The sequence below is a fragment of the Pseudomonas sp. NPDC087185 genome (genome assembly GCF_044744955.1).
Lineage (GTDB): Bacteria > Pseudomonadota > Gammaproteobacteria > Pseudomonadales > Pseudomonadaceae > Aquipseudomonas.
This window is the reverse complement of the sequence record NZ_JBIUZK010000001.1, coordinates 562,233-580,269: the sequence shown is the minus strand read 5'-3', so window position 1 is coordinate 580,269 and position 18,037 is coordinate 562,233. Positions and strand designations below refer to the sequence as shown.

The following is an 18,037-nucleotide window of genomic DNA, read 5'->3' as shown; positions in this document are numbered from 1 at the left end:
TTGTACGAAACGCCGTTCCGCTGAACGTCATTCGGAGAAAGACATGACTGCGCTGTACATGATTATCGGCACCCTGGTGGCCTTGGGTGTTCTGGTGACTTTCCACGAATTCGGCCACTTCTGGGTGGCCCGGCGTTGCGGCGTCAAGGTGCTGCGCTTTTCGGTAGGCTTCGGCCCGGGGCTGCTGCGTTGGCATGATCGTCACGGTACTGAATTCGTGGTGGCGGCGATTCCCCTGGGCGGCTACGTCAAGATGCTCGACGAGCGTGAAGGCGATGTGCCCCCCGCGCTGGCCGATCAGTCTTTCAATCGCAAGTCGGTGCGCCAGCGTATCGCTATCGTCGCCGCCGGTCCGATTGCCAACTTCCTGCTGGCCATCGTCTTTTTCTGGGTGCTGGCGATGCTCGGCACTCAACAGATTCGTCCGGTAGTCGGTGCGGTCGAGCCGGGCAGCCTGGCCGCATCGGCCGGCCTGCTCGCCGGTCAGGAAATTGTATCCATCGATGGCAAGCCGACCAGCGGTTGGTCGGCGGTCAACCTGCAGTTGGTTCGCCGTCTTGGCGAGAGTGGCACCCTGCAGGTCGGGGTGCGCGACGAGGGGGCCAGCGCCGAGCGTCAACTGCAGGTGAAACTCGACAACTGGCTGCGCGGCGCCGATGAGCCGGACCCGATCCAGTCGCTGGGCCTGCGCCCATGGCGCCCGGCGATTGCACCGGTGCTCGCCGAGATCGATCCCAAAGGCCCGGCCGCTGCCGCCGGCCTGAAGACTGGCGACACGCTGCTGGCCCTCGATGGCGCCGCGCTGAGCGACTGGCAGCAGGTGGTGGACAGTGTGCGGGCTCGCCCGGACGCCAAGGTGGTATTGCGCGTCGAGCGCGATGGCGCAGCCCTGGATGTGCCGGTGACGCTGGCCCGCAAGGGCGAAGGTAAAGCCGCGGGTGGCTACTTGGGTGCGGGTGTGAAAGGCGCCGAATGGCCGGCCAGCATGCTGCGCGAAGTCAGCTATGGCCCACTCGATGCCGTGGGCGAGGGCCTGTCGCGGACTTGGAACATGAGTGTTCTGACGCTCGAATCGCTGAAGAAAATGCTGTTCGGTGAGCTCTCGGTAAAAAACTTGAGCGGACCGATAACCATTGCTAAAGTGGCGGGCGCTTCAGCCCAGTCCGGCGTGGGGGATTTCCTGAATTTCCTGGCCTACCTGAGCATAAGCCTGGGGGTTCTTAACCTGCTGCCCATTCCAGTACTGGATGGGGGGCATTTGCTGTTTTACCTGGTCGAGTGGGCGCGCGGTCGTCCGCTGTCGGATCGGGTACAAGGTTGGGGGGTCCAGATCGGTATCAGTTTGGTCGTAGGGGTGATGTTGCTCGCCCTGATCAACGATCTGGGTCGACTATAAAAGCTTCGCTCAATTGCAAACCTGCCGCCTTTTTTGCGGCAGGTTGTTTATTGCCAGTTGGAATAAAAGGACTTCATGAAACGTCTGCTGCTAACTGCGGTCATGTCCGCACTGATGATCGCTGAAGTTCACGCCGAGTCCTTCACCATCTCCGATATTCGTGTCAACGGCCTGCAGCGGGTATCCGCCGGCAGCGTGTTCGGCGCCTTGCCACTGAACGTCGGTGATCAGGCCGATGACCGGCGCCTGGTGGATTCGACCCGTTCGCTGTTCAAGACGGGCTTCTTCCAGGACATCCAGCTGAACCGTGACGGCAATGTCCTGATCATCAACGTGGTCGAGCGCCCGTCGGTGTCGAGCATCGAGATCGAAGGCAACAAGGCGATCAGCACCGAAGACCTGATGAAGGGCCTGAAACAGTCGGGCCTGGCCGAAGGCGAGATCTTCCAGCGCGCCACCCTCGAAGGTGTGCGTAACGAGCTGCAGCGCCAGTACGTGGCCCAGGGCCGCTATTCGGCCGAGGTCGACGCCGAGGTAGTGCCGCAACCGCGCAACCGCGTCGCGCTGAAAATCAAGATCAACGAAGGCACCGTCGCTGCCATCCAGCACATCAACATCGTCGGCAATACCGTGTTCGACGATGAGGAGCTGTCGCAGCTGTTCGAGCTGAAGACCACCAACTGGCTGTCGTTCTTCAAGAACGACGACAAGTATGCCCGCGAGAAACTCTCCGGTGACCTGGAGCGCCTGCGCTCGTACTACCTGGACCGCGGCTACATCAACATGGACATTGCCTCGACCCAGGTGTCGATCACCCCGGACAAGAAGCACGTCTACATCACCGTCAACGTCAACGAAGGCGAGAAGTACACCGTTCGCGACGTGAAGCTGTCCGGTGACCTCAAGGTGCCGGAAGACCAGGTCAAGTCGCTGCTGCTGGTGCAGCCAGGCCAGGTGTTCTCGCGCAAGGTGATGACCACCACGTCCGAGCTGATCACCCGTCGCCTGGGTAACGAAGGCTACACCTTCGCCAACGTCAACGGCGTGCCACAGCCGAACGATGAAGACCACACCGTCGACATCATGTTCGTGGTCGACCCGGGCAAGCGTGCCTACGTCAACCGCATCAACTACCGCGGCAACACCAAGACCGAAGACGAAGTGCTGCGCCGCGAAATGCGCCAGATGGAAGGCGGCTGGGCGTCGACCTATCTGATCGACCAGTCCAAGACACGCCTGGAGCGCCTGGGCTTCTTCAAGGAAGTCAACGTCGAGACCCCGCCTGTGCCAGGCACCGACGACCAGGTCGACGTCAACTACAGCGTCGAAGAGCAAGCCTCCGGCTCGATCACCGCCAGCGTCGGCTTCGCCCAGAGCGCGGGCCTGATCCTGGGTGGTTCGATCAGCCAGAGCAACTTCCTCGGTACCGGTAACAAGGTGTCGATCGGCCTGACCCGTTCGGAATACCAGACCCGCTACAACTTCGGCTTCGTGGACCCCTACTTCACGGCAGACGGCGTCAGCCTGGGCTACAACGCGTTCTACCGCAGCACCGACTACGACGACCTCGACGTCGACGTGGCCAGCTATGCGGTCGACAGCCTGGGTGCAGGTGTGAGCCTCGGCTACCCGATCAGCGAAACCTCGCGCCTGACCTACGGCCTGAGCGTGCAGCAGGACAAGATCAAGACTGGCCGCTACACCGTCGATGAGATCTTCGACTTCCTCGATGAAGAAGGCGACAACTTCCTGAACTTCAAGGCGTCGGTCGGCTGGTCCGAATCCACCTTGAACAAAGGCGTGCTGGCGACCCGTGGTCACTCCCAGAGCCTGACCTTGGAGTCCACCATTCCGGGCAGCGACCTGTCGTTCTTCAAACTCGACTACCGTGGCCAGCTGTTCAAGCCAATCAACAACGACTATACCCTGCGCCTGCACACCGAACTGGGCTATGGTGATGGTTTCGGTGGCACTTCCGGCCTGCCGTTCTACGAGAACTACTACGCGGGTGGCTTCAACTCCGTGCGTGGCTTCAAGGACAGCAGCCTGGGCCCACGCAGTACGCCTAGTACTGGTGCGGCTAACAGGCCGGGTACCGAACTCGACCCGGATCAGGATCCGCTGCCATTCGGTGGCAACGTGCTGGTGCAAGGTGGTGTCGAGCTGCTGTTCCCGCTGCCGTTCGTCAAGGACCAGCGTTCGCTGCGCACCTCCGTGTTCTGGGATGTGGGTAACGTGTTCGACACCAACTGCGGCAGCAAACCGGATTGCGAAAAGGTCGGTTTCTCGGGTATGGCCAGCTCGGTCGGCCTGGGCGTCACCTGGATCACTGCCCTGGGCCCGTTGAGCTTCAGCCTGGCAATGCCGATCAAGAAGCCGGACGATGCCGATACCCAGGTGTTCCAATTCTCTCTGGGCCAGACCTTCTAAGGTCGGCCCTAGCTTAACGACAACGGTTTATCCAGGAGTGCATCGTGCGTAAATTGGCTCAACTGGCCGTAGTGGCCGCGGCGCTGGTCGCCACCCCGGCGTTCGCCGAAATGAAGGTTGCCGTGCTGAACTATCAGATGGCCCTGCTCGAATCCGATGCCGCCAAGAAGTACGCGGTGGATGCCGAGAAGAAGTTCGGCCCGCAACTGACCAAGCTCAAAGGCCTGGAAAGCAGCGCCAAAGGCATCCAGGACCGCCTGATTAAGGGTGGCGACAAGATGGCCCAGCCAGAGCGTGAGCGCCTGGAGCTCGAGTTCAAGCAAAAGGCCCGTGACTTCCAGTTCCAGTCCAAGGAGCTGAACGAAGCCAAGGCTGTTGCTGACCGCGACATGCTCAAGCAGCTCAAGCCGAAGCTCGATGGCGCTGTCGAGGAAGTGATCAAGAAGGGCGGTTACGACCTGGTCCTCGAGCGTGGTGCGGTCATCGATGTCAAACCTCAGTACGACATCACCCGCCAGGTCATCGAGCGCATGAACCAAGCCCGTTGATATGACCGTGACCATGACGCTCGGCCAGTTGGCCGAGGCCCTCGGGGCCACACTCCAAGGCTCCGAAGGGCTGCAGATTACCGGGCTGGCTACCTTGCAGGAGGCCGGCCCCGGTCAATTGAGCTTCCTCGCCAACCCGCAGTACCGCAAATACCTGGATAACTGCCAGGCAGCTGCGGTATTGCTCAAGGCTGCGGACGCCGAAGCCTTTGCCGGCAATGCGCTGGTTGTGCCAGACCCGTACCTGGCCTATGCGCGCATTTCCCACCTGTTCGACCCGAAGCCCAAGGCTGTGGCGGGAATTCATCCCAGCGCCGTGGTTGCCGAGGATGCACAGGTGGATGCCAGTGCCAGTATCGGGCCTTTCGCAGTGGTCGAAAGCGGTGCGCGCATCGGCGCGAACGTCAGCATCGGTGCGCATTGCGTGATCGGTGCTCGTTGCGTGGTGGGTGAGGGCGGTTGGCTGGCACCGCGTGTCACGTTGTATCACGACGTGACCATCGGCAAGCGCGTGGTCATTCAATCGGGCGCCGTGATCGGTGGCGAGGGCTTTGGCTTCGCCAACGAGAAGGGCGTCTGGCGCAAGATCGCCCAGATCGGCGGTGTCACCATTGGTGATGATGTCGAAATTGGCGTGAACACCGCCGTAGACCGTGGCGCGCTGTCCGACACGCGCATCGCCAACGGGGTCAAGCTCGACAACCAGATCCAGATCGCGCACAACGTGCAGATCGGTGAGCACACGGCCATGGCGGCCTGCGTCGGGATTTCCGGCAGTACGCGCATCGGCAAGCATTGCACCATCGCTGGCGGTGTCGGCATGGTGGGTCACATCGATGTCTGCGACAACGTATTCGTTTCCGGGATGACCATGGTCACCCGTTCGATCACCGAACCGGGTGCCTATTCTTCCGGCACTGCCATGCAGCCATTGGCTGACTGGCGCAAGAGCGCCGCGCGTATCCGCCACCTGGATGACATGGCCAAGCGTCTCCAGCAGCTGGAAAAACGCGTCGATACCGTGACCTCAGATGGCCAGCCGACATCAGAAGGCTGATACCATTTTCTGAGCAAGAGTGAACAGTCGCTTACTGGCTCCTCTTTGGATTGCAAAAGGAGCGTGTGGTCAGCACCTGCGCTCCCTATTCTTATTACAGGCTTCCCCCCGAAATGATGGACATCAACGAGATTCGCGAATACCTGCCTCACCGTTACCCGTTCCTGCTGGTGGACCGGGTAACGGAGCTGGACTTCGAGGCCCAGAGCATTCGTGCCTACAAGAATGTCAGCATCAACGAGCCGTTCTTCAACGGGCATTTCCCGGAGCACCCGGTCATGCCAGGCGTGCTGATCATCGAGGCCATGGCGCAGGCTGCAGGCATTCTCGGTTTCAAGATGCTCGATACCAAGCCGGCCGATGGCACCCTGTACTACTTTGTCGGCTCCGACAAGCTGCGTTTCCGTCAGCCTGTATTGCCGGGCGACCAGTTGGTGCTGGAGGCCAAGTTCATCGGCCGCAAGAAGACCATTTGGAAGTTCGAATGCCGTGCCCTGGTTGACGGTAAGCCGGTGTGCTCGGCCGAGATCACCTGTGCGGAACGTGCGCTATGAATTCGATTGATCCGCGGGCGATCATCGACCCTTCGGCCAAACTGGCCGACGGCGTCGAGGTCGGCCCGTGGTCGATCGTTGGCCCCGACGTTGAAATCGGGGAGGGTACCGTCATCGGTCCCCACGTGGTGCTGAAGGGCCCGACCCGGATCGGCAAGCACAACCGCATCTACCAGTTTTCCTCGATCGGTGAAGACACCCCTGACCTCAAGTACAAGGGTGAACCGACGCGCCTGGTGATTGGTGATCACAACGTGATCCGCGAGGGAGTGACCATCCACCGTGGCACGGTCCAGGACCGCGCGGAAACTACTTTGGGCGATCACAACCTGATCATGGCCTATGCCCACATCGGCCACGACAGTGTGATCGGCAACCATTGCATCCTAGTCAACAACACCGCGCTCGCGGGGCATGTGCATGTCGGTGACTGGGCGATCCTGTCCGGCTTCACCCTCGTGCACCAGTATTGCCACATCGGTGCGCATGCGTTCTCTGGCATGGGTACGGCAATCGGCAAGGATGTTCCGGCCTTCGTCACAGTATTCGGCAGCCCCGCAGAAGCCCGCAGCATGAACTTCGAAGGCATGCGCCGTCGCGGTTTCAGCGACGAGGTGATCCATGCGCTGCGTCGCTCCTACAAGATCGTCTACCGTCAGGGCCTGACCGTTGAAGAAGCGATCAAGGAGCTGGACGAGCTGGCCGGCAAGCACCCCGAGGTCGACCTGTTCCGTCAGTCGATCGTGAATTCTGCCCGCGGCATCACCCGCTGACATGGCGCAGCTTTGCGTAGCCCTGGTCGCGGGTGAGGCCAGCGGCGATATTCTCGGTTCCGGTTTGATGCGCGCCTTGAAGGCGCGCCATCCCGATGTGCGCTTCATCGGTGTCGGCGGCCCGCTGATGGAGGCCGAAGGCCTGCAGTCGTACTTTCCCATGGAACGCCTTGCGGTCATGGGCCTGGTCGAGGTGTTGGGGCGCCTGCGCGAGCTGCTCAAGCGGCGCAAGGCGCTGATCCAGACGCTGATCGCCGAAAAGCCCGATGTATTCATTGGCATCGACGCACCTGACTTCACCCTCAATATCGAATTGAAACTGCGCCAGGCCGGTATCAAGACCGTGCATTACGTCAGCCCGTCGGTCTGGGCCTGGCGGCAGAAACGCGTGCTGAAGATCCGTGAAGGCTGCGACTTGATGCTGACGCTGCTGCCTTTCGAGGCGCGCTTCTATGAAGAGCAGGGCGTGCCGGTGCGCTTTGTTGGCCATCCATTGGCCGACACCATCCCCCTGACCGCTGATCGCCAGGCCGCCCGCGCTGCGCTGGGGCTGGATGCAGGCCCGGTGGTGGCGCTGATGCCCGGCAGCCGGGGGGGGGAGGTGGGGCGCCTGGGCGCGCTGTTCCTCGATGCCGCCCAGCACCTGCTTGAGCGGGTACCCGGTGTACGCTTCGTATTGCCCTGTGCCAACGCGGCGCGGCGTGCGCAGATAGAGCAGATGCTCGAAGGGCGCGACTTGCCCCTGACGTTGCTCGATGGTCAGTCGCACCAGGCCTTGGCCGCCTGTGATGCGGTGCTTATCGCCTCTGGCACCGCCACCCTGGAGGCCATGCTGTACAAACGCCCCATGGTCGTGGCCTACCGCCTCGCGCCGCTGACCTACTGGATTCTCAAGCGCCTGGTAAAAAGCCCCTACGTGTCGTTGCCGAACTTGCTGGCCCAGCGCGAGTTGGTGCCCGAGTTGCTGCAGGACGCCGCCACCAGCGAAGCCCTGGCGCAAACCTTGGCCCCTCTGGTGGTCGATGGCAGCCAGCAGACCGAGCGTTTTGACGAAATCCACCGCACCCTGCGCCGCGATGCCTCCAACCAGGCGGCAGACGCGGTGCTCGCTTTACTGAAGGACCGCTGACATGCAGATTGGACTGGATTTCAACCTAGTCGAAGACCTGGTCGCGGGCGTCGATGAAGTCGGCCGTGGTCCGCTGTGCGGCGCAGTGGTGACGGCTGCGGTGATTCTCGACCCGGCACGGCCGATCCTCGGCCTGAACGATTCGAAGAAGCTCACCGAAGCCAAGCGTGAAGCACTGTTCGACGAGATTTGCGAAAAGGCCCTGAGCTTCTGCATTGCCCGCGCCGAAGTCGAAGAAATCGACCGGCTGAACATCCTTCAGGCCACCATGCTGGCCATGAAACGTGCGGTCGAAGGTTTGCATGTCACGCCCAAGCTCGCGCTGATCGACGGCAACCGTTGCCCCAAGCTGGCGGTGCCGGCTGCGCCGGTGGTCAAAGGGGATAGTCAGGTGCCGGCCATTGCTGCTGCATCGATCCTGGCCAAAGTCACCCGTGACCGTGAGATGAGCGCCTTCGAGCTGATCTATCCGGGATATGGGATGGGCGGGCACAAGGGGTATCCGACACCCGTACACCTGGAAGCATTGGCGCGGCTTGGGCCGACGCCGATTCATCGGCGCTCCTTCGCGCCAGTGCGGGCCGCCTGGGATGCCCGTGAAGGGATCACCGATTCTCTGATCTAGTACGTTGGGGCCGCTTTGCGGCCCTTTCGCGACACAAGGCCGCGCCTGCGGAAATGACGCGCCCCCCTGCAGAAGCGGCCTTGTGTCGCGATGGGGTGCGAAGCAGCCCCAAATCCCCCCCGCATTTACGCTACAATCCCGCCCTTGTCGTTCAGCACTGCTACAGGATCTTCCATGTCGGTTCCCTTCGTTCACCTGCGCGTCCACTCCGAATTCTCGCTGGTCGACGGCCTGGTGCGGATCAAACCGCTGGCCAAGGCGCTGGCCGGGATGAACATGCCGGCGGTGGCGATCACCGACCAGAGCAACATGTGCTCGCTGGTGAAGTTCTACAAGACGGCCATGGGTGCCGGCATCAAGCCGATCTGCGGCGCCGACCTGTGGCTGGCCGGTGCCGACCCGGAGGCGCCGCTGTCGCGTATCTGCTTCCTGGCCATGAACCCCAAGGGCTATCGCAACCTCACCGAGCTGATCTCGCGCGGCTGGACTGACGGCCAGCGCAACGGCCTGGTCATTCTCCAGCGCGACTGGATCGCTCCGGCCAGCGAAGGGCTGATTGCCTTGTCCGCCGGCAAGGAAGGCGATATCGGCATGGCCTTGATGGCAGGGCGGGCCGATGAGGCCGAGGTGCTGCTGCACGACTGGCTGGGCATGTTCCCCGAGCGCTTCTATGTCGAGGTGCAGCGCACCAACCGCGCCGGTGACGAAGAATACGTGCACGCGGCCGTGGCGCTCGCCGACAAGGTCGGCGCGCCGCTGGTGGCGACCAACGATGTGCGCTTCATCAAGCAGTCCGACTTCGATGCCCATGAAAGCCGCGTGTGCATCGGTGAAGGCTGGACCCTGGACGACCCGCGTCGCCCTCGCATGTATAGCGACCAGCAGTACCTCAAGAGCGCGGACGAAATGGCCGAGCTGTTCAGCGACCTCCCGGACGCCATCGCCAACACCGTCGAAATCGCCAAGCGTTGCAACATCCAGGTGCAACTGGGCAAGTACTTCCTGCCCGACTTCCCGACGCCCAACGGCATGGGTATCGACGACTACCTGCGCCACGTCTCCCACGAAGGCCTGGAGGAGCGCCTGGCGGTGCTCTGGCCCAAGGAGACCACGCCGAATTACGAAGAGAAGCGCCAGGTCTACCTGGACCGCCTGAAGTTCGAGCTGGACATCATCATCCAGATGGGCTTCCCCGGTTACTTCCTGATCGTAATGGACTTCATCAAGTGGGCGAAGAACAACGATGTGCCAGTAGGCCCTGGGCGTGGCTCGGGTGCCGGCTCGCTGGTGGCCTATGTCCTGAAGATCACCGACCTCGACCCGCTGGCCTACGACCTGCTGTTCGAGCGTTTCCTCAACCCTGAACGTGTTTCCATGCCCGACTTCGACGTCGACTTCTGCATGGATGGCCGTGACCGGGTGATCGACTATGTGGCCGAGGCTTATGGCCGCAACGCGGTCAGCCAGATCATCACCTTCGGCACCATGGCCGCCAAGGCGGTGGTGCGTGACGTGGCGCGGGTGCAGGGCAAGTCGTACGGCCTGGCCGACCGCCTGTCGAAGATGATCCCGTTCGAAGTGGGCATGACCCTGGAGAAGGCGTACGAGCAGGAAGAGATCCTGCGCGATTTCCTCAAGGGCGACGAAGATGCCCGCGAAATCTGGGACATGGCACTCAAGCTCGAGGGCGTCACCCGCGGTACCGGCAAGCACGCCGGCGGGGTGGTCATCGCCCCGACCAAGCTCACCGACTTCTCGCCGATTGCCTGTGACGAAGAAGGCGGCGGCCTGGTAACCCAGTTCGACAAGGACGACGTCGAGGCCGCCGGCCTAGTGAAGTTCGACTTCCTCGGCCTGCGTACCCTGACCATCATCAAATGGGCGATGGAGACGATCAATCGCGAGCAGGCCAAGAACAACCTGCCCGACCTCAACATCGACTTCATCCCGCTGGATGACCGCAAGACCTACGAGCTGCTGCAAAAAGCCGAAACCACGGCGGTGTTCCAGCTCGAATCGCGGGGCATGAAGGAGCTGATCAAAAAGCTCAAGCCCGACTGCCTGGAAGACCTCATCGCCCTGGTGGCACTGTTCCGCCCCGGCCCGCTGCAGTCGGGCATGGTGGACGACTTCATCAACCGCAAGCACGGCCGCGCCGAATTGGCGTACCCGCACGCGGACTACCAGTACGAAGGCCTCAAGCCGGTACTGGCGCCAACCTACGGCATCATCCTGTATCAGGAACAGGTGATGCAGATTGCCCAGGTCATGGCTGGCTATACCCTTGGCGGCGCGGACATGCTGCGCCGGGCCATGGGTAAGAAAAAGCCCGAGGAGATGGCCAAGCAGCGCGGTGGTTTCATCGAGGGTTGTGTCGCCAACAACATCGAGGCGGATCTCGCCGGTAACATCTTCGACCTGGTAGAGAAATTTGCCGGTTACGGCTTCAACAAGTCCCACTCGGCGGCCTATGGCCTGGTTTCTTACCAGACCGCCTGGCTCAAGACCCACTTCCCAGGGCCGTTCATGGCCGCAGTGCTGTCGGCGGACATGCACAACACCGACAAGGTGGTGGTACTGATCGAGGAAGTGCGCAGCATGAAGCTGCGCCTCGATGCGCCAGACGTGAATGCCTCCGAGTTCAAGTTTACGGTCAATGACGACGGCCGCATCATCTATGGGCTGGGCGCCATCAAGGGCGTGGGTGAAGGCCCGGTTGAGGCGATCGTCGAAGCGCGTGCCCAGGGCGGCCCGTTCAAAGACCTGTTCGACTTCTGCGAGCGCGTCGACCTCAAGCGTGTCAACAAGCGTACCCTCGATGCGCTGATCCGTAGCGGTGCCCTGGACCGGCTCGGCCCGCACTTCCATGATGAACTCAAGGCCTACCACGCCAGCATCGACCTCAACCGCGCAACCTTGCTGGCGGCACTGGAAGAGGCCATCAAGTCCGCTGAGCAGACGGCGCGTACCGCCGACAGTGGCCATGTCGACCTGTTCGGCGGTCTGTTTGTCGAGGAAGACTCCGACGTCTACGCCAACCATCGCAAGGTGCGTGAACTGACGCTCAAGGAGCGTTTGAAGGGCGAGAAGGACACCCTGGGCGTGTACCTCACCGGGCACCCGATTGATGAATATGAAGGTGAGATCCGCCGTTTCGCCCGCCAGCGCATCATCGACCTGAAACCGTCGCGCGAAACGCAGACCATCGCCGGGATGATCATTGCGCTGCGCGTGATGAAGAACAAGAAGGGCGACAAGATGGGCTTCGTCACCCTCGACGACCGCTCAGGCCGCATCGAGGCGTCGCTGTTCGCCGATGCCTACATGGGGGCCCAGGCATTGTTGCAAAATGATGCGATGGTGGTTGTCGAGGGTGAGGTCAGCAATGACGATTTCTCCGGTGGCCTGCGCCTGCGCGTGAAGCAGGTGATGACCATGGAGGATGCCCGCACCAAGCTGGCCGAGAGCCTGCGCCTGAAGATCACCCACGAGGCGCTCAAGGGCGACCGCCTGAATTGGCTGGGCGAGCTGATCACCCGCCACCGCGGCGGTTGCCCGATCACGCTCGAATACACCGGCAGCGACGCCAAGGCCATGCTGCAGTTCGGCGAGCAGTGGTCGATCGACCCGGCTGATGGCCTGATTCAAGCGCTGCGTGACCAGTTCGGGCGTGAGAACGTCTTCCTGCAATATCGTTGAACCGACGAAATTTAATCTCGACCTGAATGCGCCTGATCCCTTAAGGTAGGGCGCCAAACGGATCAACCGGCCGGCCGCCTGGCCGTAGACCCAAGACGGATGACTATGAACCCGAATTTTCTCGATTTCGAACAGCCGATTGCCGACCTGCAAGCCAAGATCGAAGGGCTGCGTTTGGTGGGTAACGACAACTCGCTGAACATCAGCGATGAAATTGCCCGTCTGCAAGACAAGAGCAACACCCTGACCGAAAGCATCTTCGGCAACCTGACCAGCTGGCAGATCGCCCGCCTGGCCCGCCACCCACGTCGTCCTTATACCCTGGACTACCTGGAGCACATCTTCACCGAGTTCGAAGAGCTGCACGGCGACCGCCACTTCTCCGACGACGCCGCCATCGTGGGTGGTACCGCGCGCCTGGATGGCAAGCCGGTCATGGTCATCGGCCACCAGAAGGGCCGCGAAGTGCGCGAAAAGGTGCGCCGCAACTTCGGCATGCCGCGCCCTGAGGGCTACCGCAAGGCGTGCCGCCTGATGGAAATGGCCGAGCGCTTCAAGATGCCGATCCTGACCTTCATCGACACCCCGGGCGCGTACCCGGGTATCGACGCCGAAGAGCGCAACCAGAGCGAAGCGATCGCCTGGAACCTGCGCGTCATGGCGCGTCTGAAAACCCCGATCATCGCCACCGTGATCGGTGAGGGTGGTTCCGGCGGTGCGCTGGCCATTGGTGTGTGCGACCAGCTGAACATGCTGCAGTACTCCACTTATTCGGTGATCTCGCCGGAAGGCTGCGCCTCGATCCTGTGGAAGACCGCCGACAAGGCGGCTGACGCTGCCGAGGCCATGGGCATCACTGCCGAGCGCCTGAAGAGCCTGAACATCGTTGACAAGGTCATCCCGGAGCCGCTGGGCGGCGCCCACCGTGACCCGGCGAAGATGTCCGAAAGCATCCGCGCCGACCTGGTTCAGCAGCTGGACATGCTCGGCAAGTTCGACAATGACGCGCTGCTGGCCCGTCGTTATGAGCGCCTCATGAGCTACGGTATCTGATGTAGTCTCGGGGCCGCGTTACGCCCCTTTCGCCGGCAAACCGGCGAAAGGGGCGTAACGCGGCCCCGGCGTTTTCGAATATGTGAGGCTTCAATGATTAACCTCACCCCCTGGCTCACCGCGCCCGCCTGGCACATCGCCTTCTCCGGCGGCCTCGACTCCACTGTCCTCCTGCACCTGCTGGCCGACCACGCCCACAGCCACGCAACGCCCCCGCTGCACGCCATCCATATCCATCACGGCCTGCAACCCGCCGCCGACGGCTGGCCTGCGCATTGCAAAGCGGTCTGTCAGCGCCTGGGTATCCCGCTTACCGTCATCCACGTCCAGATAGTGCCCGGTGCCAGCCTCGAACAGGCCGCCCGCGATGCCCGCTATGCGGCATTCAAGAACGTCCTCGGTCCTGGCGATGTGCTGTTTACCGGCCAGCATCGTGACGATCAGGCCGAAACCGTGCTGTTTCGGCTATTGCGCGGTGCCGGCCTGCGTGGGCTGTCCGCGATGCCGGCGCAGCGTCCGTTAGGGCAGGGCAAGCTGGTCAGGCCGTTGCTGGCGGTTTCGCGTTCGCAGCTGCGCACCTATGCACAAGGCCACGGGCTGAGCTGGATCGAAGATCCCTCAAACAGCGACACGGCCTTTACCCGCAACTTCCTGCGCGCAGAGGTGTTGCCGTTGCTACAGCAGCGTTGGCCACAAGCCAGCCAGAACCTTGCACGCAGTGCCGAGCACCTGGGTGAGGCGCTCGGGCTACTGGAAGAGCTGGCTCACGCTGACCTGGCCGAGGCCGGGGAAGGAGCCCCCGTAGCCTGGGCGGGCCTGGACTCACTCGGCCTGGCCAGCCTCACAGCGCTTTCGCCGGCCCGTCAGCGCAATGCGCTGCAATATTGGCTGAGCCTGCGCACCCGCTTGCCCGACAGCCGCCATTGGGCCGGCTGGGCAGATCTGCGTGATGCTGCAGGCGATGCCCAACCGGTCTGGCACCTGACCGACGGCAAGCTGGAGCGCAGCCACGGGCGTATCTGGTGGTTGAGTGGAGACTGGCTGCAGCCAGTCGCGGGGGCGTTGTGCTGGGCGCAGCCCGGCAGCACGCTGTCGTTGCCGGGTAACGGCAGTGTCCGCCTGCGGGGTGCGGCTCAAGGTGACGTGCGCATTGCCTACCGTCAGGGCGGCGAGGTACTGGACGTTCCCGGCCGTGGCAAGCGTGACCTCAAACGCCTGCTCAACGAGCTGCAGGTCCCGCACTTCGTGCGCCCGCGGCTACCCTTGCTGTACGCCGGCGAGCGTTTGCTGGCCGTGGCCAACCTGCCCGAACTCGGGCAGGCGAATTGCCAGCTGCTTTGGCAACCTCCGACGAACGCGCAAGGTTTGAGCTGAAGGGTACATTCCGGTAGACTACCCTCCCTTCTTGATACAACTTCTGTGCGTTCCTCGGAAACACGGCAGTTGCCGATTACCAAGCAGTTTTTTGCTGGGCTGATTCTGGAAATGACGAGCGAACTCCATGCCGGGGATACCCCTGGTCTGTACAGACGCGGCAGTTTTTCGAGATGCACTGTAATTGACGCAGGTGATCGGGGGCTTCGGCCTTCCTTCGCTTTCTTCGGCGGCGCTGGCCGCTTTAACGCAGACTTCTAGGGTTTTTCATGACGCGCTACATATTCGTCACGGGCGGTGTTGTTTCTTCATTGGGGAAAGGCATTGCCTCGGCTTCCCTGGCGGCCATCCTGGAAGCGCGGGGGCTCAAGGTCACCATGCTCAAGCTGGATCCGTACATCAACGTCGATCCTGGCACCATGAGTCCGTTCCAGCACGGTGAGGTTTTCGTCACCCACGATGGCGCCGAGACCGACCTTGACCTGGGCCACTACGAGCGGTTCATCCGCACGACCATGACCCAGAACAACAACTTCACCACCGGCCGCATCTACGAGCACGTGCTGCGCAAGGAACGCCGTGGTGATTACCTGGGCGCGACCATCCAGGTCATCCCGCACATCACCGACGAAATCAAGCGCCGCATCATCAAGGGTGCCGGCGATGCCGACGTGGCCCTGGTAGAAATCGGTGGTACCGTGGGTGACATCGAGTCGCAGCCGTTCCTCGAGGCAATCCGCCAGCTGCGTGTCGAAGTGGGCTCCAAGCGCGCCATGCTGATGCACCTGACCCTGGTGCCTTACATCGCCACCGCGGGCGAAACCAAGACCAAGCCGACCCAGCACTCGGTCAAGGAGCTGCGCTCCATCGGCCTGCAGCCTGACGTGCTGATCTGCCGTTCCGACCACCCGGTCGATGCCTCGTCGCGCCGCAAGATCGCGTTGTTCACCAACGTTGAAGAGCGTGCGGTCATCTCCCTGGAAGACGTCGACACCATCTACAAGATTCCTGGCGTGCTGCACGCTCAGGGCCTGGACGATTTCGTCGTCGAGCGCTTCGGCTTGCAGTGCAATGGCGCCGACCTGTCCGAGTGGGACAAGGTGGTCGATGCCAAGCTCAACCCTGAGCAGGAAGTGACCATCGCCATGGTCGGCAAGTACATGGAGCTGCTGGACGCGTACAAGTCGCTGATCGAAGCGATGAGCCACGCCGGCATCACCAACCGCACCAAGGTCAACCTGCGTTACATCGACTCCGAAGACATCGAGAATCAAGGCACCAGCCTGCTCGAAGGCGCCGATGCCATCCTGGTTCCGGGCGGTTTCGGCCTGCGCGGTGTGGAAGGCAAGATCACCGCGGTGCAATACGCGCGTGAAAACAAGGTGCCGTACCTGGGTATCTGCCTGGGCATGCAGGTTGCCGTGATCGAGTTCGCCCGTAACGTGCTGGGCTGGAAGGACGCCAACTCCACCGAGTTTGACCGCAACAGCGGCCACCCGGTCGTCGGCCTGATCACCGAGTGGGCCGATGCCACCGGTGCCGTCGAAACCCGTACCGAAGCTTCCGACCTCGGCGGCACCATGCGCCTGGGCGCACAGGACTGCCAGCTGGCTGCCGGCTCGAAGGTGCATGACTGTTACGGCAAGGACGTGATCACCGAGCGTCACCGTCACCGTTACGAGGTCAACAACAACCTGCTGCCTCAACTGATGGACGCCGGCCTGGTGGTTTCCGGCCGTTCCGAAGACGGCGCGCTGGTGGAAGTGGTCGAGTCCAAGGACCACCCATGGTTCGTCGCCTGCCAGTTCCACCCGGAGTTCACCTCGACCCCGCGTGACGGCCACCCGCTGTTCAGTGGCTTCGTCAAGGCCGCTCTGGCCCAGAAGAACAAGGCCTGAAAAAAGGCTTTGGTGAGTTTTCCGACGGTAGAAACCGCGCAAAGCTCATTTCTCGGGTAAAGTACCGCCCGTTCTGCCCCTGACCTGCCGGTCAGGGGCTGCTTCTGCCAGGCCTGCCTGCTGCATATCCGCCTGGTGCAAGGCAAGAATTTCCTAAAGCTGCGTTGTTTTCGTCAATTCTGGAGTGCTTACAACAATGGCAAAAATCGTCGACATCAAAGGTCGTGAAGTTCTCGATTCGCGTGGCAACCCCACCGTGGAAGCCGATGTACTGCTCGACAACGGCATCATCGGCAGCGCTTGCGCGCCGTCCGGTGCTTCCACCGGCTCGCGCGAAGCGCTGGAGCTGCGTGATGGCGACAAGAGCCGTTACCTGGGCAAGGGCGTGTTGAAGGCCGTCGGCAACATCAACGGGCCGATCCGTGAGCTGCTGCTGGGCAAGGATCCTTCCGACCAGAAGGCCCTGGACCGCGCCATGATCGACCTGGACGGTACCGAGAACAAAGCCAAGCTGGGCGCCAACGCCATCCTGGCGGTTTCCCTGGCTGCCGCCAAGGCCGCTGCCCAGGACCAGGACCTGCCGCTGTACGCGCACATCGCCAACCTCAACGGCACCCCGGGCCAGTACTCGATGCCGGTACCGATGATGAACATCATCAACGGTGGCGAACACGCCGACAACAACGTCGACATCCAGGAGTTCATGGTACAGCCGGTTGGCGCCAAGACCTTCTCCGATGGCCTGCGCATGGGCACCGAAATCTTCCACCACCTGAAAGCCGTGCTCAAGGCCCGTGGCCTGAACACCGCCGTAGGTGACGAAGGCGGCTTCGCGCCGAACCTGGCGTCCAACGAAGACGCGCTGGCTGCCATCGCCGAAGCCGTTGAGAAAGCCGGCTACAAGCTGGGCACCGACGTGACCCTGGCCCTGGACTGCGCGGCTTCCGAGTTCTACGAAGACGGCAAGTACAACCTGTCCGGTGAAGGCAAGTCGTTCGACGCCGAAGGCTTTGCCGAGTACCTGAAAGGCCTGACCGAGCGTTTCCCGATCATCTCGATCGAAGACGGCCTGGACGAGTCCGACTGGGCTGGCTGGAAAATCCTGACCGACAAGATCGGCGAGAAGGTACAGCTGGTCGGTGACGACCTGTTCGTGACCAACACCAAGATCCTCAAGGAAGGCATCGAGAAAGGCATCGGTAACTCGATCCTGATCAAGTTCAACCAGATCGGCTCGCTGACCGAGACCCTGGAAGCCATCCAGATGGCCAAGGCTGCCGGCTACACCGCCGTGATCTCGCACCGCTCCGGTGAAACCGAAGACTCGACCATTGCCGACCTGGCCGTGGGTACTGCTGCTGGCCAGATCAAGACCGGTTCGCTGTGCCGTTCCGACCGCGTCTCGAAGTACAACCAGCTGCTGCGCATCGAAGAGCAACTGGGCGCCAAAGCGGTTTACCGTGGTCGTGCCGAGTTTCGCGGCTAAGCAAGAGATGGTAAA

Annotated in this window: 13 protein-coding genes; all 13 read left to right on the top strand. The window is 62.1% G+C overall.

All coding sequences use genetic code 11. The features are described 5' to 3' along the window. Positions 1–43 precede the first annotated feature (43 nt). The 13 genes from rseP to eno all read left to right on the top strand — a co-directional run bounded on the left by rseP (position 44) and on the right by eno (position 18,022). Complete coding sequence (gene rseP / locus ACIPIJ_RS02855; protein WP_401072493.1) at positions 44–1,396, top strand: RIP metalloprotease RseP; 1,353 nt, start codon at positions 44–46, stop codon at positions 1,394–1,396. Between the two features lie 75 nt (positions 1,397–1,471). Beyond that, positions 1,472–3,826, top strand: a complete 2,355-nt coding sequence (gene bamA / locus ACIPIJ_RS02850; protein ID WP_401072491.1) for an outer membrane protein assembly factor BamA — start codon at positions 1,472–1,474, stop codon at positions 3,824–3,826. A 44-nt stretch (positions 3,827–3,870) separates the two neighbouring features. Then, positions 3,871–4,374, top strand: coding sequence for an OmpH family outer membrane protein (locus ACIPIJ_RS02845; protein WP_167069119.1), 504 nt, complete (start codon positions 3,871–3,873; stop codon positions 4,372–4,374). Between the two features lies 1 nt (position 4,375). Beyond that, positions 4,376–5,431, top strand: coding sequence for a UDP-3-O-(3-hydroxymyristoyl)glucosamine N-acyltransferase (gene lpxD / locus ACIPIJ_RS02840; RefSeq protein WP_401072489.1), 1,056 nt, complete (start codon positions 4,376–4,378; stop codon positions 5,429–5,431). Between the two features lie 113 nt (positions 5,432–5,544). Then, positions 5,545–5,985 carry a 3-hydroxyacyl-ACP dehydratase FabZ gene (gene fabZ / locus ACIPIJ_RS02835; protein WP_401072487.1) on the top strand — a complete coding sequence of 147 codons (441 nt, stop codon included), beginning with the start codon at positions 5,545–5,547 and terminating at the stop codon, positions 5,983–5,985. Beyond that, positions 5,982–6,758: an acyl-ACP--UDP-N-acetylglucosamine O-acyltransferase gene (gene lpxA, locus ACIPIJ_RS02830; RefSeq protein ID WP_401072485.1), complete on the top strand. Its 777-nt coding sequence runs from the start codon at positions 5,982–5,984 to the stop codon at positions 6,756–6,758. Before fabZ ends, lpxA begins: the two co-directional genes overlap by 4 nt. Before the next feature lies 1 nt (position 6,759). Then, positions 6,760–7,887 (top strand): lipid-A-disaccharide synthase, encoded by a 1,128-nt coding sequence (gene lpxB, locus ACIPIJ_RS02825; RefSeq protein ID WP_401072483.1) that lies wholly within the window; start codon positions 6,760–6,762, stop codon positions 7,885–7,887. A 1-nt stretch (position 7,888) separates the two neighbouring features. Then, positions 7,889–8,512, top strand: coding sequence for a ribonuclease HII (gene rnhB, locus ACIPIJ_RS02820; RefSeq protein ID WP_401072481.1), 624 nt, complete (start codon positions 7,889–7,891; stop codon positions 8,510–8,512). Positions 8,513–8,686: 174 nt separating this feature from the next. Further along, positions 8,687–12,211 (top strand): DNA polymerase III subunit alpha, encoded by a 3,525-nt coding sequence (gene dnaE, locus ACIPIJ_RS02815; protein WP_401072479.1) that lies wholly within the window; start codon positions 8,687–8,689, stop codon positions 12,209–12,211. Between the two features lie 105 nt (positions 12,212–12,316). Further along, positions 12,317–13,264, top strand: a complete 948-nt coding sequence (locus ACIPIJ_RS02810) for an acetyl-CoA carboxylase carboxyltransferase subunit alpha (protein ID WP_401072477.1) — start codon at positions 12,317–12,319, stop codon at positions 13,262–13,264. A gap of 93 nt (positions 13,265–13,357) precedes the next feature. Beyond that, a complete protein-coding gene (gene tilS, locus ACIPIJ_RS02805; protein ID WP_401072475.1) occupies positions 13,358–14,638 on the top strand; it encodes a tRNA lysidine(34) synthetase TilS in 1,281 nt (426 codons plus the stop codon). Between the two features lie 269 nt (positions 14,639–14,907). Next, positions 14,908–16,536, top strand: coding sequence for a CTP synthase (locus ACIPIJ_RS02800; protein WP_401072473.1), 1,629 nt, complete (start codon positions 14,908–14,910; stop codon positions 16,534–16,536). Positions 16,537–16,732: 196 nt separating this feature from the next. Further along, complete coding sequence (gene eno / locus ACIPIJ_RS02795) at positions 16,733–18,022, top strand: phosphopyruvate hydratase (protein ID WP_401072471.1); 1,290 nt, start codon at positions 16,733–16,735, stop codon at positions 18,020–18,022. Positions 18,023–18,037: the final 15 nt, after the last annotated feature.